26 protein-coding genes and 1 pseudogene are annotated in these 24,349 nt (G+C 62.3%); 19 read left to right on the plus strand and 8 right to left on the minus strand.

Annotated features, from left to right (window positions below; all coding sequences use genetic code 11):
- Positions 1–57: 57 nt before the first annotated feature.
- The 3 genes and pseudogenes from V1283_RS03015 to V1283_RS03025 form a co-directional block, all read left to right on the plus strand.
- Positions 58–258 (plus strand): DUF2065 domain-containing protein, encoded by a 201-nt coding sequence (locus tag V1283_RS03015; protein WP_108515372.1) that lies wholly within the window; start codon positions 58–60, stop codon positions 256–258.
- Positions 259–538: 280 nt separating this feature from the next.
- Positions 539–2,044 (plus strand): Do family serine endopeptidase, encoded by a 1,506-nt coding sequence (locus tag V1283_RS03020; RefSeq protein ID WP_334384959.1) that lies wholly within the window; start codon positions 539–541, stop codon positions 2,042–2,044.
- A 525-nt stretch (positions 2,045–2,569) separates the two neighbouring features.
- Positions 2,570–3,880, plus strand: a pseudogene (locus tag V1283_RS03025) (IS5 family transposase); the annotation flags it as partial.
- Positions 3,881–3,895: 15 nt separating this feature from the next.
- On the opposite strand, the gene V1283_RS03030 reads toward V1283_RS03025, so the two are convergent.
- From V1283_RS03030 to serB, 3 genes are all read right to left on the minus strand, one after another.
- The gene (locus tag V1283_RS03030) at positions 3,896–4,666 is read right to left on the minus strand and encodes a restriction endonuclease (protein WP_334384960.1); all 771 of its coding nucleotides are present in this window, start codon (positions 4,664–4,666) and stop codon (positions 3,896–3,898) included.
- 192 nt (positions 4,667–4,858) lie between these two features.
- Positions 4,859–5,197 carry a hypothetical protein gene (locus V1283_RS03035; protein WP_334384961.1) on the minus strand — a complete coding sequence of 113 codons (339 nt, stop codon included), beginning with the start codon at positions 5,195–5,197 and terminating at the stop codon, positions 4,859–4,861.
- Positions 5,198–5,352: 155 nt separating this feature from the next.
- A complete protein-coding gene (gene serB / locus V1283_RS03040) occupies positions 5,353–6,258 on the minus strand; it encodes a phosphoserine phosphatase SerB (protein WP_334384962.1) in 906 nt (301 codons plus the stop codon).
- Here serB and miaA point away from each other — a divergent pair.
- From miaA to ilvC, 10 genes are all read left to right on the plus strand, one after another.
- Positions 6,257–7,186 (plus strand): tRNA (adenosine(37)-N6)-dimethylallyltransferase MiaA, encoded by a 930-nt coding sequence (gene miaA / locus V1283_RS03045; RefSeq protein ID WP_334384963.1) that lies wholly within the window; start codon positions 6,257–6,259, stop codon positions 7,184–7,186. The genes serB and miaA overlap by 2 nt on opposite strands.
- 73 nt (positions 7,187–7,259) lie before the next feature.
- Positions 7,260–7,547: a type II toxin-antitoxin system HigB family toxin gene (locus V1283_RS03050; protein WP_334384964.1), complete on the plus strand. Its 288-nt coding sequence runs from the start codon at positions 7,260–7,262 to the stop codon at positions 7,545–7,547.
- Positions 7,547–7,930: a helix-turn-helix domain-containing protein gene (locus tag V1283_RS03055; protein WP_334384965.1), complete on the plus strand. Its 384-nt coding sequence runs from the start codon at positions 7,547–7,549 to the stop codon at positions 7,928–7,930. Before V1283_RS03050 ends, V1283_RS03055 begins: the two co-directional genes overlap by 1 nt.
- A gap of 469 nt (positions 7,931–8,399) precedes the next feature.
- A complete protein-coding gene (locus V1283_RS03060) occupies positions 8,400–10,175 on the plus strand; it encodes an acetolactate synthase 3 large subunit (RefSeq protein ID WP_334384966.1) in 1,776 nt (591 codons plus the stop codon).
- 150 nt (positions 10,176–10,325) lie between these two features.
- The gene (locus V1283_RS03065) at positions 10,326–11,312 is read left to right on the plus strand and encodes a threonine dehydratase (protein ID WP_334384967.1); all 987 of its coding nucleotides are present in this window, start codon (positions 10,326–10,328) and stop codon (positions 11,310–11,312) included.
- A 25-nt stretch (positions 11,313–11,337) separates the two neighbouring features.
- The gene (gene ilvN, locus V1283_RS03070; RefSeq protein WP_247835558.1) at positions 11,338–11,880 is read left to right on the plus strand and encodes an acetolactate synthase small subunit; all 543 of its coding nucleotides are present in this window, start codon (positions 11,338–11,340) and stop codon (positions 11,878–11,880) included.
- A gap of 3 nt (positions 11,881–11,883) precedes the next feature.
- The gene (locus tag V1283_RS03075) at positions 11,884–12,579 is read left to right on the plus strand and encodes a class I SAM-dependent methyltransferase (protein ID WP_334384969.1); all 696 of its coding nucleotides are present in this window, start codon (positions 11,884–11,886) and stop codon (positions 12,577–12,579) included.
- Between the two features lie 6 nt (positions 12,580–12,585).
- Positions 12,586–13,476 carry an EamA family transporter gene (locus V1283_RS03080; protein ID WP_334384970.1) on the plus strand — a complete coding sequence of 297 codons (891 nt, stop codon included), beginning with the start codon at positions 12,586–12,588 and terminating at the stop codon, positions 13,474–13,476.
- 6 nt (positions 13,477–13,482) lie between these two features.
- The gene (locus V1283_RS03085; protein WP_334384971.1) at positions 13,483–14,085 is read left to right on the plus strand and encodes a LysE family translocator; all 603 of its coding nucleotides are present in this window, start codon (positions 13,483–13,485) and stop codon (positions 14,083–14,085) included.
- Between the two features lie 146 nt (positions 14,086–14,231).
- Positions 14,232–15,251 (plus strand): ketol-acid reductoisomerase, encoded by a 1,020-nt coding sequence (ilvC, locus tag V1283_RS03090; protein WP_108515348.1) that lies wholly within the window; start codon positions 14,232–14,234, stop codon positions 15,249–15,251.
- 350 nt (positions 15,252–15,601) lie between these two features.
- On the opposite strand, the gene V1283_RS03095 is transcribed toward ilvC, so the two are convergent.
- Positions 15,602–16,033 carry a PaaI family thioesterase gene (locus tag V1283_RS03095; protein WP_334384973.1) on the minus strand — a complete coding sequence of 144 codons (432 nt, stop codon included), beginning with the start codon at positions 16,031–16,033 and terminating at the stop codon, positions 15,602–15,604.
- A gap of 99 nt (positions 16,034–16,132) precedes the next feature.
- On the opposite strand from V1283_RS03095, the gene V1283_RS03100 reads away from it, so the two are divergent.
- The gene (locus V1283_RS03100) at positions 16,133–16,969 is read left to right on the plus strand and encodes a LysR family transcriptional regulator (RefSeq protein WP_334384974.1); all 837 of its coding nucleotides are present in this window, start codon (positions 16,133–16,135) and stop codon (positions 16,967–16,969) included.
- Positions 16,970–17,035: 66 nt separating this feature from the next.
- On the opposite strand, the gene V1283_RS03105 is transcribed toward V1283_RS03100, so the two are convergent.
- On the minus strand, positions 17,036–18,121 hold the full coding sequence (locus V1283_RS03105) for a DUF2336 domain-containing protein (RefSeq protein ID WP_334384975.1): 1,086 nt from the start codon (positions 18,119–18,121) through the stop codon (positions 17,036–17,038).
- Positions 18,122–18,515: 394 nt separating this feature from the next.
- Between V1283_RS03105 and V1283_RS03110 the strand changes: the two genes are divergently transcribed.
- The 4 genes from V1283_RS03110 to V1283_RS03125 all read left to right on the plus strand — a co-directional run bounded on the left by V1283_RS03110 (position 18,516) and on the right by V1283_RS03125 (position 21,350).
- Positions 18,516–19,769, plus strand: coding sequence for an ABC transporter substrate-binding protein (locus V1283_RS03110; protein WP_334384976.1), 1,254 nt, complete (start codon positions 18,516–18,518; stop codon positions 19,767–19,769).
- 107 nt (positions 19,770–19,876) lie between these two features.
- On the plus strand, positions 19,877–20,728 hold the full coding sequence (locus V1283_RS03115) for an SDR family oxidoreductase (protein WP_334384977.1): 852 nt from the start codon (positions 19,877–19,879) through the stop codon (positions 20,726–20,728).
- A gap of 5 nt (positions 20,729–20,733) precedes the next feature.
- Positions 20,734–21,105, plus strand: a complete 372-nt coding sequence (locus tag V1283_RS03120; protein WP_334384978.1) for a lysozyme inhibitor LprI family protein — start codon at positions 20,734–20,736, stop codon at positions 21,103–21,105.
- The gene (locus tag V1283_RS03125; protein WP_334384979.1) at positions 21,102–21,350 is read left to right on the plus strand and encodes a hypothetical protein; all 249 of its coding nucleotides are present in this window, start codon (positions 21,102–21,104) and stop codon (positions 21,348–21,350) included. Before V1283_RS03120 ends, V1283_RS03125 begins: the two co-directional genes overlap by 4 nt.
- Positions 21,351–21,517: 167 nt before the next feature.
- On the opposite strand, the gene V1283_RS03130 is transcribed toward V1283_RS03125, so the two are convergent.
- The 3 genes from V1283_RS03130 to V1283_RS03140 all read right to left on the minus strand — a co-directional run bounded on the left by V1283_RS03130 (position 21,518) and on the right by V1283_RS03140 (position 23,454).
- Positions 21,518–21,958 carry a YybH family protein gene (locus V1283_RS03130; protein WP_334384980.1) on the minus strand — a complete coding sequence of 147 codons (441 nt, stop codon included), beginning with the start codon at positions 21,956–21,958 and terminating at the stop codon, positions 21,518–21,520.
- 50 nt (positions 21,959–22,008) lie between these two features.
- Entirely contained in the window at positions 22,009–22,749 is a 741-nt protein-coding gene (locus V1283_RS03135; protein WP_334384981.1) for a winged helix-turn-helix transcriptional regulator, read from the minus strand.
- An 87-nt stretch (positions 22,750–22,836) separates the two neighbouring features.
- Positions 22,837–23,454: a hypothetical protein gene (locus V1283_RS03140; RefSeq protein WP_334384982.1), complete on the minus strand. Its 618-nt coding sequence runs from the start codon at positions 23,452–23,454 to the stop codon at positions 22,837–22,839.
- 201 nt (positions 23,455–23,655) lie between these two features.
- On the opposite strand from V1283_RS03140, the gene V1283_RS03145 reads away from it, so the two are divergent.
- Positions 23,656–24,345 carry a TetR/AcrR family transcriptional regulator gene (locus V1283_RS03145; RefSeq protein ID WP_334384983.1) on the plus strand — a complete coding sequence of 230 codons (690 nt, stop codon included), beginning with the start codon at positions 23,656–23,658 and terminating at the stop codon, positions 24,343–24,345.
- The last annotated feature ends 4 nt before the right edge of the window (positions 24,346–24,349 follow it).

Here is a 24,349-nt window from a genome sequence, read left to right on the forward strand (position 1 = left end):
GACCCGCTTCGCCGGCATAAAAGCAAAAAGCGATTGATAGCGGGGGGGTGTTATCCGATGAGGTCCATAGCGTTCACCGACTTCCTCATCGGTGTGGGCATCCTCTTTGTGCTCGAAGGCCTGATGTTCGCCGCCAGCCCGGCCTGGATGCGCCGGGCGATGAAGAGCGCGCTGGCAACACCCGACAATGTCCTGCGGATCGTCGGCATCGTTTCGGCGGTCGTAGGTCTGGTCCTGATCTGGTTCGTGCGGCGGTAGGTATTCACCGTCATTTCCGCGATGGTCCGAAGGACCGGACCTCAGGTGTGCACGTGTAGACTGGGGAATCCAAAGATTCTCCCGTGGGCAAGTGCACACGGTAGTTCGCTTCGCGCGCCGGAATTACGGCAATAAACGGCCGCAACTAGCTGTGGCGTCAACGCAATCGTGAGCCGCCGGGGGCCGGTTTTTCGCCGGAATATCCGGCGCGGATGCTTGCGCCTCGGACCCGTTCGGGCGCACTGTGGAGGCGAATTCGACCATTTGGAGACAAGCCGACATGACCGGTGCTAAACCCGCCTTGAGCCGCCGCCTGCGCCTGATGGGGATTGCGATCTCGCTCAGTGCCGCCAGCTTGCTGGCCACGGTGCCGGCCAGCGCGCGCGGGCCGGACGGCATCGCCGACATCGCCGAGAAGGTGATCGATTCCGTCGTCAATATCTCGACCTCGCAGAGCGTGGAGGCCAAGGGCGGCGGCAAGGAAGCGATGCCGCAATTGCCGCCGGGCTCGCCGTTCGAGGAGTTCTTCGACGACTTCTTCAAGAACCGCCGCGGCGGAAGCCCTAAGGGCGGCGAGCGGAGCGAGATGCAGCCGCCGCGCAAAACCAATTCGCTCGGCTCCGGCTTCATCATCGATGCCGAGGGCGTCGTCGTCACCAACAATCACGTCGTCGCCGATGCCGACGAGATCAACGTGATCATGAACGACGGCACCAAGATCAAGGCCGAACTGGTCGGCGTCGACAAGAAGACCGACATCGCGGTGTTGAAGTTCAAGCCGGTGAAGCCGCTGGTCGCGGTGAAGTTCGGTGATTCCGACAAGCTGCGGCTCGGCGAATGGGTGATCGCGATCGGCAACCCGTTCAGCCTCGGCGGCTCGGTCACGGCCGGCATCGTCTCGGCGCGCAACCGCGACATCAGCCAGGGACCGTACGACAACTACATCCAGACCGACGCCTCCATCAACCGCGGCAATTCCGGCGGACCGCTGTTCAACCTCGAAGGCGAGGTTGTCGGCGTCAACACGCTGATCATTTCGCCGACCGGCGGTTCGATCGGCCTCGGCTTCGCGGTGCCCTCGAAGACGGTGGCGGGCGTGGTCGATCAGCTCCGGCAGTTCGGCGAACTGCGCCGCGGCTGGCTCGGCGTCCGCATTCAGCAGGTCACCGACGAGATCGCTGAAAGCCTCAACATCAAGCCGGCGCGCGGCGCACTGGTCGCCGGCGTCGACGACAAGGGCCCGGCCAAGCCCGCCGGCATCGAGCCCGGCGACGTCGTCGTCAAGTTCGACGGCAAGGACGTCAAGGACCCGAAGGATCTCTCCCGCGTCGTCGCCGACACCGCGGTCGGCAAGGAAGTCGACGTGGTAGTCATCCGCAAGGGCAAGGAGGAAAACCGCAAGGTCACGCTCGGCCGCCTCGAGGATACCGAAAAGGTGCAGCAGGCCGCCGCCAAGACCAAGGAAGATCCTGCCGAGAAGCCGGTGACGCAAAAGGCGCTTGGCCTCGATCTTGCCGCGCTGAGCAAGGACCTGCGCACCAAGTACAAGATCAAGGACAGCGTCAAGGGCGTGATCGTCACCGGTGTCGATGGCAACTCCGACGCCGCCGAAAAGCGGCTCTCCGCCGGCGACGTCATCGTCGAGGTGGCGCAGGAAGCCGTCGCCAACGCGGCCGACATCAAGAAGCGCGTCGATCAGCTCAAGAAGGACGGCAAGAAGTCGGTGCTGCTGCTGGTCTCGAACGGCGAGGGCGAGTTGCGGTTCGTGGCGCTGAGCGTGCAGTAGGGCGCTAACGTCGACGTGACTTTGCTAGCTGCTCCGAATGATGCTGTCGTCCCTGCGAACGCAGGGACCCATAACCACAAATCTACGTTGTTGAGAGAAAGCCGTCGAGCTTCCAAGACAACATCCGCCGCGGCGTATGGGTCCCTGCGTTCGCAGGGACGACGTAGAGTCGAATGCCTCACGTGAGCGAGACCACCGCCAGAAAGTGGATGGGTTCAAGGCGAAGCTTGGATCGTTTGACTTCAGGTATCTTGCTGTAGTGCTGCAGCCAGAGTTCGAGAAAACGGTCGAGGTCGACCAGCTCGATGTGAACGGCGCCATGGCCGGCTTCGCGACGCGCCTCCCTTGAGAAGCCGTCGTCCGTGAAGAACCATCCAAGCGGTTGATCAAGAATCGATTTTCCGGGCGAGATTGGCTTTGAGATTGCAAGCTTTGGGGCTTTGACTGCCCAAAAGCTTGCAATTTCATTTTTGAGGATTCCGTCGAATCGCGAGCCGTGATTCCGTCATCGCATCGGAGGGAGCGATGCGACCAAGGGAACGACGAGAGACGGGACAAGCCGATCTTCTGCGCTCGCGGCTGGACGCGATCATCGACATGGGCCACCCGCTGGTGAAGCTGGCACAGACGATCGACTGGTCGTTCCTGGAGCAGCGGTTCGGGGCGGTCTATGAGGACAAGCCGGGCCGGCCGCCATTGCCGACCCGCCTGATGGCGGGACTCGCGATCCTCAAGCACACCTACGACCTCTCTGATGAGGTGTTGTGCGAGCGCTGGGTGGAGAACCCCTATTACCAGTTCTTCTGCGGCGAGGAGTTCTTCCAGCACCGGTTGGTGTTCGATCGCTCTTCGCTGACGCGCTGGCGACAGCGGATGGGCGAGGAGAAGTTGCAGGCCTTGCTGCAGGAGAGCCTTGCGGTGGCCAGCAAGACCGAGGCGATCAAACCGGCCGATCTTAATCGGGTCATCATTGATACGACGGTGCAGCCCAAGAACGTGATGTTCCCGACCGATGCCAGGCTGCTGAACCGCGCCCGCGAGATCCTGGTCCGGCTGGCGAAGCGATATGGTGTCAAGCTGCGCCAGTCCTATGCCAGGGTGGGCAAGTTCGCGCTGATCAAGCACCAGCGTTATGCCCACGCCAAGCAGTTCAAGCGCGCCAACAGAGCCTTGAAGAAGCTCAAAATCTATCTCGGCCGCATCATCCGCGACATAGGCCGCAAACTCGGCGGCAACGCCGACTTGCTCGGGGGGGTCGTGTTGGAGCGCATGCTGGCGCGGGCGCGACAAGTGCTCGAGCAGAAGCAGCGCCAGCGTGGCCCGAAGCTCTACTCGCTGCACGCGCCGGAGGTGGAATGCATCGGCAAGGGCAAGGCGCACCGGCCTTACGAGTTCGGCGTCAAGGTCTCGGTCGCCACTACGCTGGCGCACGCCAAGGGCGGGCAGTTCGTGAGCCATGTGAAGGCGCTGCCCGGCAACCCCTATGACGGCCACACACTTGCAACCGTCATCCCCGAGATGGAGGCGCTGATCGGCAACACCATCGAGCGCGCGCTCCTCGACAAGGGCTATCGCGGCCACAACGCTCCGCCCGATTACAAGTTCAGGGTGTTCATCTCAGGACAGAAGCGGCGGGTGACGCCACAGATCAAGCGCCAGCTGCGACGGCGTTCCGCCGTCGAGCCGGTCATCGGCCACCTCAAATCCGAGCACCGCATGGGCCGCAACTACCTCTGGCATCGTGAAGGCGACGCCATCAACGCCGTCCTCGCCGCCGTCGGCTATAACTTCCGCCGCCTGATCTGCTGGCTCAGGCTCTTGTTGTGGCAAATCATCGCCACCTTCCCCGGGTCAATCCAGCCTGAAAATCCAGGATTCTTCACGGCCGACGAAGCCGCCGGAAGAAACAAACAGTCCGATTTCCCGGTCGCCGCGGATGATGCCGCGAAGTGCCGCGACGTCTTCACGCGAAGCGGTCTGGTCCCGATGCTTCACCTGAACCCGGATATGCGGCGTCTGCGCGCCCAGCGGATCGGTATAGGCAAGGATATCCGTCCCGCCATCCGAGCCCGGTTTTGAAACGGTGCTTGTGGCGTATCCCATCCCTTCAAGCAGCGCCGCCACCAGGTTCTGAAATTCGTAGCCCGAGAGGGTGTCGAGATAGGTGTCGATTTCTTCGCGAGCCTTCTCCTTGGCATCCTCGAACAAAACCGAAGTGTCGAGTGGCGCCGTTTCGTCGACGGCGTTTGCAATTCCGGCGTCCGGCTTGCCCTTCTGGTGGCTCCAACGCCATTCGCGGTAGCGGGACCGCATCAGCCGCTTGAGTTCGTAATCCGTCAGGGTCACGAACCTCTGGCCTTCGTCGGTCACCCGCCATCGTCCGTCCGACTTGACCAGCAATCCAGCCTTCGTCGCCGCAACAGAATGGAAATGCAGGGTGGCTCGCCACCGGGGCAGCCCAGAGCCCTTCATCGTCTCCTTGTCGAAATCATCCAGGGGCTGCTTTGATTCGATCTCTGCGTAGATGTCGCGTGGGCGCATGCCGTCGGGGTGAGCCCTTAGAAGTCCGAGTACGAATTTGATAAATGAAACGCCACGATCAACCGTCTTAGGTTGGCTCATTGCGACCTCTTGAGATGCTCATTCGCGCAAGCTACTTAAGGTTGCTCATCGTCGCAATAGGGTCACGTTGCTGGCGTGAGCAACGAACCCGTTTCAATTAGCCCGCGAATTCCTCGCGCCGATAGCCCCGCACGTACGGCAATGCGGTACGTTCGCGTCATCGATCCGTGCGATGGCAGCGGCCGCCGGCCATCACCTGGCCGGCCTGATGAGCGTCTCGCCGCCGTCTTCGTCCCTCAGCTTCAGCGAACTCGCGGTCCGCTTCGCCTGCAAGATCGTGTAGGTGCTCGTCGTGTCCGAAGGGCCGGCGAAGGTCGCGCCCGCGGTCTCTTCGGACGCACTGATCTTGACCGACGGGCGCCCGCGTTCGGTGATCAACCGCAACAGCACCGTTTCGGGATATGTCTCGCCGTTCGGCTGGGTCTGCGCCGGCAGCACGCTGATGGAGGCGCGCACGTATCCCTGTTCGTCGACGATCTGCAGCGCGCGTCCCCGCAACACCGGCGCTGTCTCATCGATCTTCGGCAGCACGCACCGCTGCAAACAGCAGGATCGCCAGATTGACGGCGGTGAGGACGACCATCAATCGCGAAAGCTTCATTGTTCATCTCCCGAGCTGCCATTTTACCCCAGCTTAAGCTGGGTGAACCGCCGGGGGATGACAAAAATGCGGGCTCGCGCCGCCGCTATCCTCCCACAAACTCCTCGCGCCGATACCCCTGCGCGTACAGCAGCGCGGTGAGGTCGCCATGGTCGATCCGCGCCGCGGCAGCCGCCGCGACCGCCGGCTTGGCGTGATAGGCGACGCCGAGCCCCGCAGCCTGGATCATGCCGAGGTCGTTGGCGCCGTCACCGGTCACCAGCGTATCGATGTCGTCGAGGTCGAAACTTTCCGTGAGCTCGATCAGGGTGGAAAGCTTGGCGGCGCGGCCGACGATCGGCTCGACGACTTCGCCGGTCAGCTTGCCGTTCTCGACCCTGAGCTGGTTGGCGCGGTTCTCCTGGAAGCCGATCATCGCGGCGACCGCATTGGTGAACAGCGTGAAGCCGCCCGAGATAAGGCAGGTGTAAGCACCGTTGGCGCGCATGGTCATGACCAGCTCGCGGCCTCCCGGCGTCGGCGTGATGCGTTTGGCCAGCACCTCGTCGACCACGCTGACCGGCAGATCCTTCAAGAGCGCGACGCGCTCGCGCAGCGCCGGCTCGAATTCGATTTCGCCGCGCATGGCCCGTTCGGTGATTCCAGCAACATGCGCCTTCAGCCCGGCAAAATCGGCCAGCTCGTCGATGCACTCCTGGCCGATCATGGTGGAGTCCATGTCGGCCAGAAAAAGCTTCTTGCGCCTGAAAGCGACAGGCTGCACGACAATGTCGATCGGGAAATCGCCGCGCGCCGCTTGCAGGCGGGTTTCGATCGCCTTGATGTCATCCGGGCTCTTGACCTGATAGTCGAAGGGAATGTCGACTGCGACCTCGTCGAACAGCCATTGCGCTGATCCGGGCGAGGGGAGAACGGCCAGCGCACCGTCGACGATGGTGGTGTCGAGCGCGGGATTGGCCGGGTTGCAGATCAAGGTGGCGACGAGGGACATGCAGGCGTATCAGCTAGATTTGAGCAAGACCGTGCTTATCGCAGGGCCGACCGCCAGCGGCAAGTCGGCCCTGGCGCTCGAGTTGGCGCAAAAGACCGGCGGGGTCGTCATCAATACCGATTCCATGCAGGTCTATCGCGATCTCCGCATCATCACGGCGCGGCCGACGGTGGCGGAGGAGGCGTTGGTTCCGCACCGGCTCTATGGGCATGTGGATGCATCGGTCAATTTCTCGGCCGGCGCCTGGGTGTCGGACGCTGCCAGCGTGCTGGCGGAGGCGCGCGCGGAAAAGCGTCTGCCGATCTTCATCGGCGGGTCCGGCCTGTACTTCAAGGCATTGACGCGCGGCCTTTCTGCGGTGCCGCCGATCCCGGCCGAGGTGCGCGATGCCGTTCGCGCGCGGCTGGAAAGCGACGGTGTCGAAGCCTTGCATGCCGAATTGATGCGGTGCGATCCCGTGTCAGCCGAACGCCTGAAGCCGCGCGACCGCACGCGCATCGCCCGTGCGCTGGAGGTCGTGAAGGCCACCGGCCGCGCGTTGCCGGACTGGCATCGCGAAGGCCTGCCGCCGCTGCTGCCTCGGAGCGAATTCACCGCGTTGTTTCTCGCGCCTGAACGCGACCAGCTTTACGCGCGGATCGATGCGCGGTTCGACGCGATGCTGGATTCAGGTGCGCTGGAGGAGGTCGCGGCGCTGGCCGCGCGAAAACTCGATTCCCTGCTGCCGGCGATGAAGGCCCATGGCGTGCCCGCCTTGATCCGCTACCTCCGCGGCGAGATCACGCGTGAAGAGGCCGCCGAAATCGGCCGCGCCGATACCCGCCATTACGCCAAGCGGCAATTCACCTGGTTCCGGCACCAACTGCCCGAGTTCGAGTGGGTGAAGCCGCAAGCGACGAGGGGGTGGGTGGAGGGTAGCGTTCCATGAGGCTAAAGGCGCGAATTGTTCTAATCTGTTCCCATGGCGGGAATCTTGATTGATCCCATGGCGGGAACATGCTATGGCTATGAACAAGGCACTTCAGGTCTTTTGGAAGCGATACCCTCAGGCCGAGATACCGCTCGGCACCTGGTATCAAATCGTTTCCAAAGGCGAGTGGAGTGGGCCGGCAGACCTGAAGAGAGCGTTCGGAAATAATGTGGACTTTGTCGGAGACAACAGGGCCATCTTCGATATCGGCGGGAACAAGTATCGCCTTGTCGTCCATTTTTCCTACAAGTTCAAAACCGCCCTCATCAAGTTTGTCGGTACGCATGAAGAGTATGACGGCATAGATGCGGCGGTGTGATGATGGATGTAAAGCCTCTCCACAATGAACGGGATTACGACTGGGCGATCAGCGAAGTATCCCGTTATTTCGAATCCGAACCCGAGCCCGGCACTGCCGATGGCGATCGTTTCGAGGTTCTATCTACCCTCATCAAGGCGTACGAAGACAAGCACTTCGCAACGAAGCATGGCGATCCCGTCGACGTTCTGCATTTTGCGATCGAATCCATGGGCAGGTCGCAAGCGGAATTGGCGGGCTTGATTGGCCGAAATCGCGCATCCGAAATATTGAATCGCGTCCGCCCCTTAACACTGGATATGATCCGCGCCATTAGCCAGGAATGGAATCTTCCAATCGAGGCCTTGGCAGCTCGGTATGATTTGGCCCCGACCTACGCTTAGTTTCGGGTGCGCCAGTGGTTCGCTCTCAGGGACGGCACGCAGCCTCCCCCGCATGGCTGCACGTATCAAATTCCCCCTCGCCGAACCGCCGGAACACCGTTACACTGCCAAAATCGCGCGAACGGCGTCCTTCCCTTGACTTCCGGGGGCCGGGCGGTATAACCGCGCAACCTTTGGGAAGTCAGAGCCGCAAAATGCGTAATATTATTACCAAACTCCTTATCGTAGTCGTACCCAGGCGCACCGCCGGGGGTGGCTGAGGCCATCCCAAATTCAGGCGGTGTGCATGGGGCCTCTCGGGCCCTTTTTTTATTCCCAGAGCATGATCCGGAAAAGTGGGAACCGGTTTTCCGAAAAGATCATGCTCAAACAAGAAGATAGAGCGAGATGACGCTTCGAAGAAACGTCATCTCGCTCTGAAACTCGAAACCGAAGAAAGTCGCGCCAAACAGCGCATCCGGAGCAGACCATGACCGACAACAGCCACGATCCGAACCAGATGACCGGCGCCGCGATGATCGTGCGTGCGCTCATCGATCATGGCGTCGAGCACCTGTTCGGCTATCCCGGCGGCGCGGTGCTTCCGATCTATGACGAAATTTTCCAGCAGAGCGAGGTCGAGCACATCCTGGTGCGCCACGAGCAGGGCGCCGGCCATGCCGCCGAAGGCTATGCGCGCTCGACCGGCAAGCCGGGCGTGGTGCTGGTGACGTCGGGTCCCGGCGCCACCAACATGGTGACGCCGCTGACGGACGCGCTGATGGATTCGATTCCGCTAGTCTGCATCACCGGGCAGGTGCCGACGCACTTGATCGGCAATGATGCGTTCCAGGAATGCGACACGGTCGGCATCACCCGTCCCTGCACCAAGCACAACTGGCTGGTGCGCGACGTCAATGATCTCGCAAAAGTGCTGCACGAGGCGTTCTATGTCGCGACCACGGGCCGTCCCGGACCCGTGCTGGTCGACGTGCCCAAAGACGTGCAGTTCGCGGTCGGCACCTATCATCCGCCGCGCAAGGACGACGTGCACGTTTCCTACACGCCGCGGGTGAAGGGCGATGCCGCGCAGATCCGAAAAGCCGTGGCGCTGTTGGCTTCCGCGAAGCGGCCGGTGATCTATTCCGGCGGCGGCGTCATCAATGCCGGGCCGGAGGCGTCAAAGCTGTTGCGCGAGCTGGTCGAGGTCACGGGATTCCCGATCACCTCGACCCTGATGGGCCTCGGGGCCTATCCGGCGACGGGCAAGAACTGGCTCGGCATGCTCGGCATGCACGGCACCTACGAGGCCAACATGACGATGCATGGTTGCGACGTCATGTTGTGTGTCGGTGCGCGCTTCGACGACCGCATCACCGGGCGCGTCGATGCGTTCTCGCCGGGCTCGAAGAAGATCCACATCGACATCGATCCGTCCTCGATCAACAAGAACATTCATGTCGATGTGCCGATCATCGGCGACGCCGGCAATGTGCTGGGCGACCTGCTGCAGGTGTTCAAGGCGGAGGCGAAGAAGCCCGACATCAAGGCTTGGTGGCAGGAGATTGCCACCTGGCGCGCGCGCAATTCGCTCGCCTACAAGAAGAGCAACGACGTCATCCTGCCGCAGCATGCCATCCAGAAGCTGTTCGAGGTGACGCGCGGCCATGACACCTACATCACGACCGAAGTCGGTCAGCACCAGATGTGGGCGGCGCAGTTCTTCGGGTTCGAGGAGCCGCACCGCTGGATGACGTCGGGCGGTCTCGGCACCATGGGCTACGGCCTGCCGGCCGCGCTCGGCGTGCAGGTCGCGCATCCCGACAGCCTCGTGATCGATATCGCGGGCGATGCCTCGGTGCAGATGACAATGCAGGAGATGTCGACTGCGGTTCAGTATGAGCTGCCGATCAAGATCTTCATCCTGAACAACCAGTACATGGGCATGGTGCGGCAGTGGCAGCAGCTCCTGCATGGCAACCGGCTGTCGCATTCCTATTCCGAAGCGCTGCCGGATTTCGTCAAGCTGGCGGACGCCTTCGGCTGCGTCGGCCTGCAGGCGATCAAGCCCGGTGATCTCGACGGCGCGCTCAAGGAGATGATCAAGGTCAAGCGCCCGGTGCTGTTCGATTGCCGCGTCGCCGCGCTGGAAAATTGCTTCCCGATGATTCCGTCCGGCAAGGCGCACAACGAAATGCTGCTGCCGGTGGAGGCCACCGACGAAGCCACCGCCGCGGCGTTTGCCGGCGGCAAGGCGCTGGTGTGAGGACGCCAGCCACATATTCCGCTGTCATCGCCCGGCTTGACCGGGCGATCCAGTACGCCGCGGCGCCTCGGTCGTGCTCGGACGTCTCTGGAATACTGGATCCCCGCCTTCGCGGGGATGACGAGCATGTGAGAGGATCGAGAAGTCAAAATGTTTGACCTCAGGGAGCTCGAACGCGCGCATCAGATCGTGGGACAGGCAGTGCCGCCGACGCCGGCGCATGCCTGGCCGCTGCTAAGCGAGCGGCTCGGGGCGAGCGTTGTGGTCAAGCATGAGAACCACACGCCGATCGGCGCCTTCAAGGTGCGCGGCGGGCTGGTCTATCTCGACCGGCTGAAGCGGGAGCGGCCGAACACGCCCGGGATCATTTCCGCCACGCGCGGCAATCACGGGCAGAGCCTCGCCTTCGCGGCCGGCCGCCACGGCGTTCCGGCCGTGATTTATGTGCCGCAGGGCAATTCGGTGGAGAAGAACCGCGCCATGCGCGCGTTCGGCGCTGAACTGGTCGAGCATGGCGAGGACTTTCAGGCGGCAGCCGAAGAAGCCCAGCGCCACGCCCAGTTTGCCGGCCTTCATATGGTGCCGTCGTTCCATCCCGATCTCGTGCTTGGCGTTGCGACCTATGCGCTCGAATTGCTGCGCGCCGCACCTGATCTCGACGTGCTCTATGTGCCGATCGGGCAGGGCTCCGGCATCTGCGGCTGCATCATGGCGCGCGATCTGCTTGGGCGCAGAACCGAAATCGTCGGCGTGCAGTCGACCGAAGCGCCATCCTACGCACTTTCGTTTGCGGCGGGCACGGTCGTGACGACAGAGACCAGCAACACGCTGGCCGACGGCATGGCCACCCGCGTTCCCGTTCCCGAGGCGCTCGCGATCATTCGCAACGGCGCCTCGCGCATCGTGCAGGTCACGGACGACGAAGTCGCCGCGGCGGTGTGCGCCTACTGGACCGACACGCACAATCTCGCCGAAGGCGCCGGCGCGGCTGCGCTCGCCGCCGCGCTACAGGAGAAGGCAAAACTCACCGGCAAGCGCGTCGGCCTGATCCTGAGCGGCGGCAATATCGATTTCGATCTGTTCCGAAAATGGATCGGGACGGACATCACTGCTACCGCCCAACGGGCGATGGCGTGACGAGAGGACATTTGAGGGGACGACAATGAACCAGCCCGCATCCGCCTACTTCCTGGAAGAGCGCCACGATCCCAATGAGACGCACACGCTCTCGGTGCTGGTGCAGAACGAGCCGGGCGTGCTCGCGCGCGTGATCGGCCTGTTCTCCGGCCGCGGCTACAACATCGAGAGTCTCACAGTGTCGGAAACCGAGAGCCAGAAACATCTCTCGCGCATCACCATCGTTACCACGGGCACGCCGATGGTGATCGAGCAGATCAAGCATCAGCTCGACCGCATGGTTCCGGTGTACCGCGTCGTCGACATGACGATCACCGGCCGCTCGATCGAGCGGGAACTCGCCATGGTGAAGGTGTGTGGCCGCGGTGACAGCCGGGTCGAGGCGCTGCGGCTGGCGGATGCGTTCCGCGCCCGCGTGATCGACGCCACGACAGAGAGTTTTGTGTTCGAGATCACAGGCAATTCTTCCAAAATCAGTCAATTCATCGATCTGATGCGCCCGCTCGGCCTTGTCGAAGTGTCGCGCACCGGCGTTGCCGCGATCGGGCGTGGGCCTGAGGGGATGTGAAACATGCTGGCGCGGGACTGGTATTATAATCAAAGGCGGCAGCTCGGCCTCGATTCCGCGGTCGCCTCGATCTACGACCGGCATGACGACAGCGACCTTCGCGCCCGCGCGGCGCTGACCATGCTTGGCGTGCAGAAGGGCTGGCGGCTGGCCGATATCGGCTGTGGCAACGGCGTACTGGCCTGCGAGGCGGCGCTGATGGGCGCCGAAGTCGACGCGATCGATATCTCGCCGGCGATGCTGGCGCTCGCCAATATCCAGGCCCGCGACCGCAAGGTGGCGATCCGCACCCAGCCGGCTGGCATGCTGAGCTTCGCCTACCAGCCGGATTCCTATGACCTGATCGTCAGCGAATTCACGCTGCATCATCTGCCGGATTTCTGGAAAGCTGTGGCGCTCGCAAGAATCTACGCGGCGCTGAAGCCCGGCGCCAATTTCTACCTGCGCGACATCGTGTTCGTCAGCATGCCCGACGGCACGGAGCGCGATGTCGAGCAATGGGCTGATTTCACCATCAAGAACCACGATTTCCAGCGCGAAGGCGTGGTCACCCATATGCGCGACGAGTACTCGACCTTCGGCTGGGTGATCGAGCGCATGCTGACCGATGTCGGCTTCACGCTGCAATCGGTCGACTATCACGCCCCTCTCCACGGCACCTACCTCCTGCGCAAACCAAAGCCGGACCAACAGAGCTAGAAAAAAATGAAACCGGCCGATGTCTGCATCGCCGTGCTGGTAGCGGTGATCTGGGGCCTTGCCTTCGTGGCGAGCCGCATTGCGCTGAACGAATTTTCGCCGGAACTGATGACGACGCTGCGCTTTTCGATCGCCGCCTTGCCGTGCCTGTTCGTGGCGCGGCCGAAGGTTTCATGGACAGTGCTGGCCTCGATCAGCTTCACGCTGTTCCTCGGGCAGTTTCTCGCCCAGGCCTTTGCCATTGCGCATGGCGTTCCCGTCGGCCTCTCCAGTGTGATCGTGCAGAGCCAGGCGCTGTTCACCATCGGCTTCGCCGCGCTGCTGTTCCACGAACGGCCGGGTGCGTGGCAGACCGTCGGCATCGGCGTCGCCACGGTTGGCCTGCTGATGATCTGCGGCACCGTCGGTTATGATTTCAGCGTCGGCGCCTTCGCCATCCTGATGATTTCTCCGCTCAGCTTCGCGGCCGGCAATCTTCTGCTCCGGCGCGCGCCGGATGTGCCGATGTTCGACTTGTTCGCGTGGCTGTGCCTGGTCGCTGCGGTGCCGTTGCTGGCGCTGACGCTGGTCAGCAACGGTCCGCAGCCGACCTGGCATGCGCTGACCCATATGTCGCTGACCGGCCTGCTTTGCATGATCGGTCTCGGCTGCGTCTCCACCAGCATCGCCTACTGGCTGTGGGGGAGGCTGCTGCGGGATTACCCGGCGGCGCAGGTGGTGCCGTTCGCGCTGCTGGTGCCGTTCGTCGGTTCCGCTGCCTCGAGCGTGGTGTTCGGCGAAGCCTTTGGACCGCTTCGGCTCGCTGGCATGATCACGGTGGTCGGCGGTATCGCCGTCATGCTGCTGTCGAAACGTACCCAGGCTTCAGAAAAACAAGTTCTGCCAAAGATCGCGTGAGGCCCCATGTCGCAATCGCTTTTGATCGCCTTCGTCATGTTCGCCACCGTGATGTTCTTCACGCCGGGGCCGAACAACATCATGCTGCTGTCGTCGGGGCTGACCTACGGCTTCCGCCTGACCATCCCGCACATCATGGGCATCACGGTTGGCTTCGCCTTCATGGTCGGCGCCGTCGGGCTGGGGCTTGGGACCATCTTCATCGCCTATCCGATTTTGCAGACCATCCTGAAATATGCCGGCGTGGCCTACCTGGTCTATCTGGCCGCGCATATCGCGATGTCCGAGCCGCCCTCGGCGGAGCAGGACAACAGCCGCAGGCCGATGACGTTCTGGGGCGCGGCCATGTTCCAATGGGTCAACGCCAAGGGCTGGGTCATGGTGATCGGCACCATCACCGCCTATGCGGCGATTGCCGCCTATCCCTGGAACATCGCGATTCAGGTCGGCTTGAGCCTGCTTTTGGGGATCCTGTCCTGCACGGCCTGGGCCCTGTTCGGCACTGCGCTGCGGCCGGTCCTGACCTCCCGGCGGGCGGTGCGGGCCTTCAACATCGTCATGGCGGTGCTGCTGCTGGCCTCGCTCTACCCGGTCTTCATGGACGCATGATGCCGCACCGCGCCATGCATAAACGGGTTTCCTTTGACGCGGAAAATGCTCTAGACAACGCCGGAAATTCGCGGGCGACCGGCGCTCCCATCCACCCAAATGCCTGATTAACCGGCCGATTTGGCCATCGATTAAGGAAACGACCCATGCGTGTTTATTACGATCGCGACGCCGACCTGAACCTGATCAAGGGCAAGAAGGTCGTCATCGTCGGCTATGGCAGCCAAGGCCACGCCCATGCGCTGAACCTGAAGGACTCCGGCGTCAAGGAAGTCGCCATTGCGCTCCGCAAGGGCTCGGCCTCGGCCAAGAAGGCGGAAGCCGCCGGCTTCAAGGTGATGGAAGTCGCCGAAGCCGCCAAATGGGCCGACCTCGTCATGATGCTGACCCCGGACGAACTGCAGGGCGACATCTATCGTGAGCACCTGCACGACAACATGAAGAAGGGCGCGGCGCTGGTCTTCGCCCACGGCCTCAACGTGCATTTCAACCTGCTCGACCCGCGCGCCGACCTCGACGTGCTGATGATCGCGCCGAAGGGCCCCGGCCACACCGTGCGCTCCGAATACCAGCGCGGCGGCGGCGTGCCTTGCCTGATCGCGATCGCCAAGGACATTTCGGGCAATGCCCATGACCTCGGCCTCAGCTACGCCTCGGCGATCGGCGGCGGCCGCGCCGGCATCATCGAGACCACCTTCAAGGAAGAGTGCGAGACCGACCTGTTCGGCGAGCAGGTCGTGCTGTGCGGCGGCCTGGTCGAACTGATCAAGGGTGGCTACGAGACGCTGGTCGAAGCCGGCTACGCCCCCGAGATGGCCTATTTCGAGTGCCTGCACGAGGTGAAGCTGATCGTCGACCTGATCTATGAAGGCGGCATCGCCAACATGAACTACTCGATCTCCAACACCGCCGAATATGGCGAATATGTCACCGGCCCGCGCATCGTGACCGCTGAGACCAAGGCCGAGATGAAGCGCGTCCTCGCCGACATCCAGGGCGGCAAGTTCGCCCGCGACTGGATGCTGGAGAACAAGGTCAACCAGACCTCGTTCAAGGCGACCCGCGCCAAGCTCGCCGAGCACCCGATCGAAGAAGTCGGCGCCAAGCTGCGCGACATGATGCCGTGGATCAAGAAGGGTGCGCTGGTCGACAAGACCAAGAACTGAGGCTGGCTCGATCTTCGTAGGGTGGTCAAAGCGCAGCGTGACCACCCTACGAAGTCAGCGGTAACCGCACACCAAATCTTAAACGTTGGTCGACATTATCCGGCGAGATCGCGAACGCGGTCTCGCCGTTTCTTCGAAGAATTATTGGCTCATCCATATTCTTTCAACGCGCCGCGCCGAGTGCGCAGCCCGAGCCGAAACGAAGAACTGACGCTTCATGCACGTGCTCGGTGCGAAGCAAATTCAACAATACATTAGCGACGGAAAAGTCAGCGTTTACCGAGTCAAAGCTCGGTTGCTTAATCTGCATTCTCGTCCGCAAAACGAGCTCGGCAGTTGTTGCGCGGCTTTTATTTGGCCGGGAAGTCGACGCCGCGAAGCGTCACGATCGCCAACGCGCACGCGGTCTCCGCCCCGTCGGCTATCGACACCACGTCAACACGTGCCACACCGATCGTGCCTCCAACCTGAAGCGCGCGGGCGCGCGCGATCAGCAAGGTGCCTTTCGCCGGGGCGAGGAAGCTGACCTGCAGGTTGGCGGTCACCGCGAACCGGCCGGGCGGCATGGCGGTGGTGACCGCCCCGCCGGCGGCATGGTCCGCCAGCCCGGCGATGACGCCGCCATGAAAGAAGCCGTTCACCTGCAAGAGATCGTCGGTTTTGGCGAGCGACATCACGATATAGCCGGGTTCCGCGCTCTCGACCCTGGTGCCGACGGCTTTGGTATAGCCGGGGGCATAGGTGACCCGTTCGACCAGTTCGCGGATCGCGTCGTGCGCCATGGCTCCCTCCCGGCTGTTTGACCGGCGTCATGCTCGGACCGCAAAGAGGCTTAGGCAATCGCAATTGCTCCGATATCAAGCCATAGATATCTTCTATGGATGGACTTCAAGCAGATCAGGTATTTCGTGGCCGTCGCCGAAGCGGGCGGCTTCAGTGCCGGCGCGCGCCGGGCGTTCGTCACGCAGCCGACGCTGTCGGCTGCGATAGCCGCCTTCGAAGCCGAGCTGGGGTTCGCATTGCTGGAGCGTCATGCGCGCGGCGTGCGGCTCACGCCGAGGGGCGAAGAGGTGCTGGAGACCTCGCGGTCGATCCTGCGCCAAGCCGAACAGCTCAAGGCGACGTCCGGCGGCAAGCCGCCGGGCAGGCCGCTGCGGCTTGGAATTCTGCCGACGATTCCGCCGCCCTTCGTGGCGCAATGCATTGATCGGTTGCGGGCGATCGAGCCGGGGCGGTTTTGGCGGAGCGAGGATGCACCTTTTGCCAAGCTCCAGCAGCGGCTTGCCAACGGCCGCTACGATGTCGTGTTGACGGCGTTGGGATCGGCGGCACGCGGCCATCGGCAATCGGAGCTGGCGGCAGACCGGCAGGCGCTGGCCGTTTCCGCCCGCGCGTTTCCCCGCGGGCCGGTCTCCCCGGAGATCCTGGCGGGCCAGCCCCTGATCGTGCGCGTGCACTGCGAGCAATTGCAGTCGGCATCGCGGATTCTCGATGCCTGGAAGGTACGGCCCAGGGTCGTCGCACAGACCGACAGCGATGCGCGTGCGCTGGCGATGGTGGCGGCAGGCCTCGGGTTCTGCCTGATGCCGGACAGCTTCGAACACCCCGAGGTGCGAATGCTTCGCCCTGAGGGAGTCGAGCTGCCCCGGCGGCTCGGTTTTGAATGGGTCAAGGGCGGCGGTGATGGTTGGCTGGATCGCGCGCTGGATGGGCTGTGAGCGGTCCGGACCTTGCGCGCGCCGCGATCACGGCGCATGCAAGACTCAATTCGTCCGGGTGATCGGTTACTTCTCGATCCTGTTGTGCAACTGCCAGAAGCGCACGGTACGCTGGGCTGTCTCCATCGACAGTTTCCGGTAATCGCGCTCCGCGATCTCCAGCGTCTGCTGGTTGACCGAAGGCATTACCGGCCGGTTGCGCAGGATCGACTCGACTGTCGGCCAGTTCAGGCGGGCCGACCGGCAGGGAATGAGGAGGAGGTCGGCGCGGGGGCCTTCCATCAGCCGGGCCACCATTTCGATTGGCATCTCATTGAGAACCGCGACTGCAACCGTGACCTCGTCGAACTTTTTCGATTCGGCGAAATTATAAACGGCTGCATCATCCAGCTCGTTCAACCCTTTCATCAGCTTCACGAACTCCTCGGCGACGCCGAAGCTCCGCCCCGGGGGCGATGTTTCGCGGGTGATCTCGTTCAAGACCCGTTTGATCTCTTCCTGGACCGCCGGCGGCGCGATGGCCAAAAGCCGGGCGCGAACCGCTTCCTTGGCGCGGCGCAACAGGTCGGCCATGAACTTTGCCGGGAAATCGGCGCGAAGGCCGAGGATTTCGACCAGTTCGTCGTCCGCGCCGGCGCGGGCAACGATAGTGGAAAAGCCCTGGTCGGAAAACTTGGCGCCAGCGTTGTTGGCGAGCTTTCGGATCACCTTGTCCCCGCCGCGATCGACGATGACGTCGGTCACTGCGGCGGGCAGGTTGGGCCGGCCGGAAATGGCGAGCAGGTGATCCTGTCCCTTTTTGCTGGCGATCTCGACCAGCACCTCGGTCCCGAGCCGGCTGGAATTGGCCAGCACGCCGCCGGCGACATCGATCTCGTCGTCCCAGGCGAGATGCTGGATGACCTCGAACGGGGCGTAGTCGAGCGGCGCCAGCCGCTTGGAAAGTTCGGCCTTCGCCCGCGTCTCGACGCGCGCGATCAGGAGGCAGAGCACGTCGTCGAAGACCTTGACCTGGTCGTCGTTCAGGCGTTCTCCGTCATGGAGGAAGAGATCGGTGACCTGCCGCAGGGTTTCCACCCGCTTGGCGGATGAACCACCTCTGACGGCGTCTTCGAGTTCGGCGATGATCGAGTGAGCCGGCTGTTGCACCATGGTGGGCAGTCTTTTTGTTGGATGTTGAATGGGTTCGCGCCGACAATGGCGGGCCGAGCCTTACACCTGCGTTAAAGACCGGATCGGGTAGAAATACAGATTGGCTGCACTTGGAACAGGCAATCATCAGCAGTGATCATCGTGCGACGTGCCGGCGGGGAGCTCGTCTCGCATTGCGCGGTTGGCTTTTCGAATTGCTTTACCAAGCGTGCTGCGCTGTACGTGGCGGTTCCCTGCACGAAATAGCCTTTATCTGCTGCAGTTCATGAACTGGCCGCCGCTTTCGGTGTTTCCGTCCGGCTGCTATCGTATCCAAACCGTTTCAGAAAAATCTCGAAGAGGAAACTGTCCAACAAGAAGCCGTCAAGCCTGGCCCGCACCGAGGAGGAAACCCATGAAGCGATTGCTTAAGGATTTTTTCACGACGAACTTCATTAAAACTGTCCTCAAGGCTGTTGGACTTTCCGGCCTGATCATTGCGGCGGCCACCGTGTCCGCGGTCGCGCAGAAGAAATACGACAAGGGCGTCACCGACACCGAGATCAAGATCGGCAACATCATGCCGTATTCGGGGCCGGCGTCGGCTTATGGCATCATCGGCAAGACGATGAGCGCCTATATGCGGATGATCAACGACAATGGCGGCGTTAACGGTCGCAAGATCAATTTCATCAGCTATGACGACGCCTACAGCCCGCCGAAGACGGTGGAGCAGGCGCGCAGGTTGGTCGAGAGCGATGAGGTGTTTCTGATCTTCGCGCCGCTCGGCACCGCGTCGAACGCGGCGATCCAGAAATACATGAACACGATGAAGGTGCCGCAACTCTTCGTCGCTACCGGAGCCTCGCGCTGGGGCGATCCCGAACATTTCCCCTGGACCATCGGCTGGCAGCCGAATTACCGGGCCGAAGCGCGCATCTATGCGACCTATATCCTGCAGCATCATCCCAACGCCAGGATCGGCGTGCTCTACCAGAATGACGATTTCGGCAAGGATTACGTGCTGGGCTTGAAGGACGTGCTGCGCGACAAATACGACAGCATGGTGGTCGCCAGCGTTCCCTACGAGATCAGTATGCCGACGGTGGATTCGCAGGTGGTGGCGATCAAGACTGCCAATCCCGAAATCTTCGTCAATATCGGCACGCCGAAATTCGCGGCGCAGGCGATCAAGAAACTCGCCGAACTCGGCTGGCATCCAATCCACATCATGACCAATGTGTCGGCTTCCGTCGGTGCGGTTTTGCGTCCCGCCGGTCTCGACAATTCAAAGGGCATCCTCAGCGCCGGCTACCAGATGGACGTCACCGATCCGCAGTGGGATTCCCATCCGGGGATGCAGAAATACCGCGCCTTCATGACGAAGTATTATCCGGAAGCCGACCGCTCCGAGAGCGGGCCGCTCACGGCCTACAACACCTCGACCGCGCTGGTCGAGGTGCTCAAGCGTTGCGGTGACAATCTCACGCGCGCGAATGTCATGAAGGTGGTCGCGAACATGGATTTCGAGATCAACACCTATATCCCGGGAATCCGCATCAAAACCTCGCCGACGGATTTCTATCCGATCGAGCAGGTCCAGATGATGAAATTCACCGGTGAGAAATGGGAATTGTTCGGTCCGATCATCGACGGCCACGCCGAGTAGGGTAATCACCCTCTCTCGTGAGGGAGAGGGTGAGCGGGCTGCCGTATTGCGCTTCTCGCCATCTGCATTACATCAACCCCGCATCACCAAAAGGGGCGGTACCCAACATGAGATCTGTCGTCATCACCGGCGCGTCGACCGGCATCGGCTGGGCCAGTTCGAAGCTGCTGCTCGACCGCGGTTTCCGCGTGTTCGGCAGCGTGCGCAAGCAGGCCGACGCCGACCGCCTCAAGGATGAGTTCGGCGCGAACTTCACGCCGCTGATCTTTGACGTCACCGATGAGGCGGCGGTGCTGGCCGCCGCGCGCGAGGTGCGTAATGCCCTCAATGGCGAAACGCTTGCCGGCCTCGTCAACAATGCCGGCATCGCGGTCGCGGGCCCCGTGCTCGAACTCGCCGCCGACGAATTCCGCCGCCAGATGGACGTCAACTTCATCGGCCCTGTTATCGCGACCCAGGCTTTCGGGCCGCTGCTCGGATCCGATCCGACCCTGAATGGACCGAAGGGGCGGATCGTGATGATCTCCTCGGTCGCCGGCAAGAACGGCAACCCGCTCACCTCAGCCTATGCTGCGTCGAAACACGCGATCGAGGGATTGTCGGAGAGTTTGCGCCGCGAACTGATGCTGTTCGGGATCGACGTCATCGTGGTGGCGCCGGGGGCGGTGAAGACCCCGATCTGGAGCAAGGCCGAGGAGGTCGATATCTCCGTCTACAAGAACTCGCCGTATTTCCCGGCGCTGGAAAAGGTCCGCGCCTTCATGCTGAGCCTTGGCGCGACCGGATTGCCGGCCGAGACAATTGCCGAGAAGGTGTTCGGGGCACTGACGCTGCCGAACCCCAAGGTGCGCTACGTGATCGCGCCGGATCCGATGCGGCAGTTCATGGCGGCGGTGTTGCCCAAGCGCACCCTCGACAGGATCATCGCCAAGCGCCTCGGGCTGATGCCGCAGGGATGAACATGATGGTACGAATGATGCCTGGTGCCATTGCGATGCTCGCGCTGGTCTCAATCGCCCATGCCGGCGACCAGGGCGATCCCGAACAATCCTGCGATGGCAGCACATACCAGATGGTCGAATGCCTGAAGGAAAAGACCGCGCAATGGGACAAGCGGCTGAATGTCGCCTATCAGAAGGCGCTGCAGGATGCAGTGCCCGCTCAGCGCGATCAGTTGCGCGCGACGCAGCGGCTGTGGGTCCAGTACCGTGACGCCAATTGCCTCTATTACGGCCTGGGCGAGGGCACCATCGCGCGGCTCGACGCCGGCGAATGCATGCGCAGCATGACGGAAGCGCGCGCCACCAAAGAACTCGAAGGCGTCGGCCACCAGTGACAGCGACGACCGGCAAGACGAGTGCGGAATTGACTGTGATCGCCAACGAGGCGCTTCGTAGCCAGCCGGGATGCGAAACGGCGTCGGTACCCGCCGTGCGCGGGCTTCCCAACATCGTCGAAGGGCGGAACTGGGAAATCCCCAACGTCATCCTCGGCGACAGCCTGATCAGCGATGTCGACCGGGCCGTCATTTCGGTGCACCGCCGGCTTGGCCGGAAATACCATCTGCTCGGGGATGACTAGAGCGCGTACTCATAAATTTAGGTCAGGTCCGCTTTGCTCCTAGAGCGGCGTGGTTGTTGCGCGGCAGCGAAATGGCGCTTTGGGCCAATAGGCGCATGACCATCTATCACCTGCGACCCGTGTCAGGTTTGTGGGTGTCTGACTGGATGGCTGTGGCAGCCGCGAATTTATTCTCTAACAAAGATATGAGACTTTATCTTCCACTGTCCGTCGGGTTGGCGTTCAAGGAGTCTCACAGTGCTGCCGGAAATTGGCGCCGCCTTCTCATTCACCATTAACGTGGCCGTGAAATGGGACGTAGTATAGGCGTAGTTTCCGATGGGTAGCACATCCACCAGCTCAACCTTGTGATTTCTGACGCTTCTTCCCCGCCCAGCAAAGAAATCGCGGATTGCCAAAGGGCCAGTGACGGGCTGCGCGCCAGGCGGCATCAATCTGCCGTCAGCGGTATACAATGGTAATAGGGCATCGAATTCTGCGTTGTTAATGGCGGCATCCCATTGGGCGTTCATCGACGTCACCTTATCTGCGAGCGGATCCGCCGATGCTTGACTGGCATGGCTGACGATCAGAATAAGGGCGAATGAAACGAGTGAAATGCGAGTCATCTTTGCCTCCTTTAGCTGAGATGCTTTGCGCGTGAGCACATTCGCAGCTACTACTGGGGGAAGCGGTAGTCCAAAAAGTGGACTGACGAGAGTGTTCTCAGCTGGCTAAGGCTTTGATCTGCGGCCCTCAGGCGCCTCATGGCATATTTGCTGCGTGGGAACCAAGCCGGCATGCTCTTCACAAGATGGTTAGGACCGTCGATCTCGATCTTGCCGAGCTCACACGCCCGTAGCAGCGGCTGGTCGCCTATGAAAATCTGCACAAGCGTCAGCAGGCTCGCATAGAGGCTGATATCGACCTCGAAGCCGGGATCATTCCAGCAGAGATCGGCTTCCTCCTTCTTCACAACAAGCCACCAGCGCCTTTGCCGGGCGTCCGCAATCTCGATGTACAGCACAAAGTCGCATGGAATGTGCTTCAGATCGAACGAACGGCGCATATTCCACATGAGCCGGCCTGCGTGGAGTTCGTTGGGTGTGAGCTGGCTGCGCGCCCATTTGTGGCCCCAATAGCCCATTGCATCGATAACTGGCCAGGCTTCCCTGGCCGCCTGGGTTGGATGGTACTCCCAATGCCCATTATCGCCTGATTGGCGTGAGATTAGCCCTGCTTCTTCTAGCGTTTGCAGGCGCTTGGAGAGGAGGGTCGGGGACATCTGTGGGATGCCGCGGCGAAGCTGGTTGAAGTGGTAGGAACCTAGCAACAGCTCGCGGAGCACGAGCGGAGTCCACCGCTCCGTGAGAATTTCCGCAGCCTTGGCTACGGGGCAAAATGATCCATAGCCTTTCATGCGAGAATTTTAGCATCACGAGGGTCAGCAAGGTAGTCCAGTTTCTGAACTAATCGCAGGCACGTCGGTATCGAGGCTCTCACTAGCTCACCCCGTCCGCACGGTCCTTTGTGCCCGCGGCGCCATCGCGATCATCCGCAGCGCGAATACGGTCAATAGCGGGATCAGGAACAGCGCGTAGAGCGGCATGTCGGGAATCCGCTTGCCGAACGACACCATGAACTGGAACAGCAGGTAATAGCCGCCGGCCAGATGTAGCCGGCGCCAGGCGCGTGCGCCGATCGCGGCCGCGGTGCGGTCGAACGAGGTGGCGGTCATCGCGATGATGAAGGCGTAACCGATGCCGCCGAAGATGTAGGACGCGATCGAGGTCGCCGCGGCATAGCCCGCCGGATCCATCACAGCGAAGCAGGCAATCGCAACCGCGTGGATGGCGTGCGAGGCCGCGAAGCTGACGCCGAGATAGCGGCGGTTGCGGCGCAGCCATCGGCTCCACGTGTTCGGCCACATCAGCGCCAATGCTGTGGCCGAGAAGGCGAGGCAGAACAGCACCAGCGAGGTCCGCGCGGTGAAGCGGATCACCATCCGCGCGCCGTCGACCTCAAAACCCCGCATGCCGGCGATCCAGATGCTGAGCGAAAGCAGGGTCAGCGCGAGCAGGGTGAACAGCCGCCAGCCATCGAACCAGTTTTGACGCGTCAGCATGTTTCGCTCCCTATCGCTTGTGCCGTCATTGCGAGCGAAGCGAAGCAATCCATATCGCCGCGCCAAGAAAGCTGGATTGCTTCGCTTCGCTCGCAATGACGCGGATGCATAATGTAATCGCCAGTTACATATGCGCTGCGAATCAGGTCAATCCGTGTAATCGGTGCTTACATTCACAAGGCGGTGATGGTAGGAGAGGGCATGCGCCCCTCGGCCAAATCAACCGCTGCCAAAACCCCCGCCGCCAAACCGCGTCGGCGTGTCTCCCGCGCGCCCGCGCCAAAGCCGTATCACCATGGCGATCTCCGGCGCGTCCTGATCGACGCCGCGCTGCAATTGGTCGGCGAGGGCGGGGCGGAGGCGGTCAGCGTCCGGGAGGCCGCCCGCCGCGCCGGCGTGTCGCCGGGGGCGCCGTTCCGGCATTTTCCGAGCCGCGACGCCCTGATGCAGGCGGTGGCCGGGGAGGCGCAGCGGCGCTTCCGGGCCGCGATCGAGGCGGCGCTGGCCGAGGCGCCGGCCGGCGATCCGCTCGGCCGCTTTCGCTGCCTCGGGCTCGCCTACCTGCGCTGGGCGATGCGCAACCCGACCCATTTCGAGATCATTTCCAGCCGCCGGTTCTTCGATCACGGCCGGGCGGTCGCCATTAGCAGCGACAATGCCGAACTGATCGAGCTGACCGAGCGGACACTTGCGGAAGCCTTTGCGGCAGGCCAGCTCCGATCGGCGGATCTCAAGCGGGTCCAGATCGCCGGCCGGGCGCTGGTCTATGGCTTTGCCCGGATGAATATCGACGGCCATTTTCCGCGCTGGGGCGTCGCAGGCCCCGAGGCGGAGCAGACCGCCGAGGCGATCCTCGACCTCTTCATCGAGGGAATCGCCAAGCGGCCCTAACTCA

Origin of the sequence: Bradyrhizobium sp. AZCC 2262, from assembly GCF_036924535.1 — a bacterium.
Taxonomy (GTDB): domain Bacteria; phylum Pseudomonadota; class Alphaproteobacteria; order Rhizobiales; family Xanthobacteraceae; genus Bradyrhizobium.

Coding starts and splice junctions, on each gene's coding strand:
- V1283_RS03140 (WP_334384982.1), bottom strand. CDS start 23,454: ATGCTGACGCGTCAAAACTGGTTCGATGGCTGGCGGCTGTTCACCCTG.
- V1283_RS03015 (WP_108515372.1), top strand. CDS start 58: ATGAGGTCCATAGCGTTCACCGACTTCCTCATCGGTGTGGGCATCCTC.
- V1283_RS03130 (WP_334384980.1), bottom strand. CDS start 21,958: ATGACTCGCATTTCACTCGTTTCATTCGCCCTTATTCTGATCGTCAGC.
- V1283_RS03030 (WP_334384960.1), bottom strand. CDS start 4,666: ATGAGCCAACCTAAGACGGTTGATCGTGGCGTTTCATTTATCAAATTC.
- V1283_RS03095 (WP_334384973.1), bottom strand. CDS start 16,033: ATGGCGCACGACGCGATCCGCGAACTGGTCGAACGGGTCACCTATGCC.
- V1283_RS03060 (WP_334384966.1), top strand. CDS start 8,400: ATGACCGACAACAGCCACGATCCGAACCAGATGACCGGCGCCGCGATG.
- serB (WP_334384962.1), bottom strand. CDS start 6,258: ATGTCCCTCGTCGCCACCTTGATCTGCAACCCGGCCAATCCCGCGCTC.
- V1283_RS03120 (WP_334384978.1), top strand. CDS start 20,734: ATGGTACGAATGATGCCTGGTGCCATTGCGATGCTCGCGCTGGTCTCA.
- V1283_RS03050 (WP_334384964.1), top strand. CDS start 7,260: ATGGCTATGAACAAGGCACTTCAGGTCTTTTGGAAGCGATACCCTCAG.
- V1283_RS03055 (WP_334384965.1), top strand. CDS start 7,547: ATGATGGATGTAAAGCCTCTCCACAATGAACGGGATTACGACTGGGCG.
- V1283_RS03115 (WP_334384977.1), top strand. CDS start 19,877: ATGAGATCTGTCGTCATCACCGGCGCGTCGACCGGCATCGGCTGGGCC.
- V1283_RS03065 (WP_334384967.1), top strand. CDS start 10,326: ATGTTTGACCTCAGGGAGCTCGAACGCGCGCATCAGATCGTGGGACAG.
- V1283_RS03080 (WP_334384970.1), top strand. CDS start 12,586: ATGAAACCGGCCGATGTCTGCATCGCCGTGCTGGTAGCGGTGATCTGG.
- V1283_RS03145 (WP_334384983.1), top strand. CDS start 23,656: ATGCGCCCCTCGGCCAAATCAACCGCTGCCAAAACCCCCGCCGCCAAA.
- V1283_RS03075 (WP_334384969.1), top strand. CDS start 11,884: ATGCTGGCGCGGGACTGGTATTATAATCAAAGGCGGCAGCTCGGCCTC.
- ilvC (WP_108515348.1), top strand. CDS start 14,232: ATGCGTGTTTATTACGATCGCGACGCCGACCTGAACCTGATCAAGGGC.
- ilvN (WP_247835558.1), top strand. CDS start 11,338: ATGAACCAGCCCGCATCCGCCTACTTCCTGGAAGAGCGCCACGATCCC.
- V1283_RS03020 (WP_334384959.1), top strand. CDS start 539: ATGACCGGTGCTAAACCCGCCTTGAGCCGCCGCCTGCGCCTGATGGGG.
- V1283_RS03105 (WP_334384975.1), bottom strand. CDS start 18,121: ATGGTGCAACAGCCGGCTCACTCGATCATCGCCGAACTCGAAGACGCC.
- V1283_RS03135 (WP_334384981.1), bottom strand. CDS start 22,749: ATGAAAGGCTATGGATCATTTTGCCCCGTAGCCAAGGCTGCGGAAATT.
- miaA (WP_334384963.1), top strand. CDS start 6,257: ATGCAGGCGTATCAGCTAGATTTGAGCAAGACCGTGCTTATCGCAGGG.
- V1283_RS03100 (WP_334384974.1), top strand. CDS start 16,133: ATGGACTTCAAGCAGATCAGGTATTTCGTGGCCGTCGCCGAAGCGGGC.
- V1283_RS03085 (WP_334384971.1), top strand. CDS start 13,483: ATGTCGCAATCGCTTTTGATCGCCTTCGTCATGTTCGCCACCGTGATG.
- V1283_RS03110 (WP_334384976.1), top strand. CDS start 18,516: ATGAAGCGATTGCTTAAGGATTTTTTCACGACGAACTTCATTAAAACT.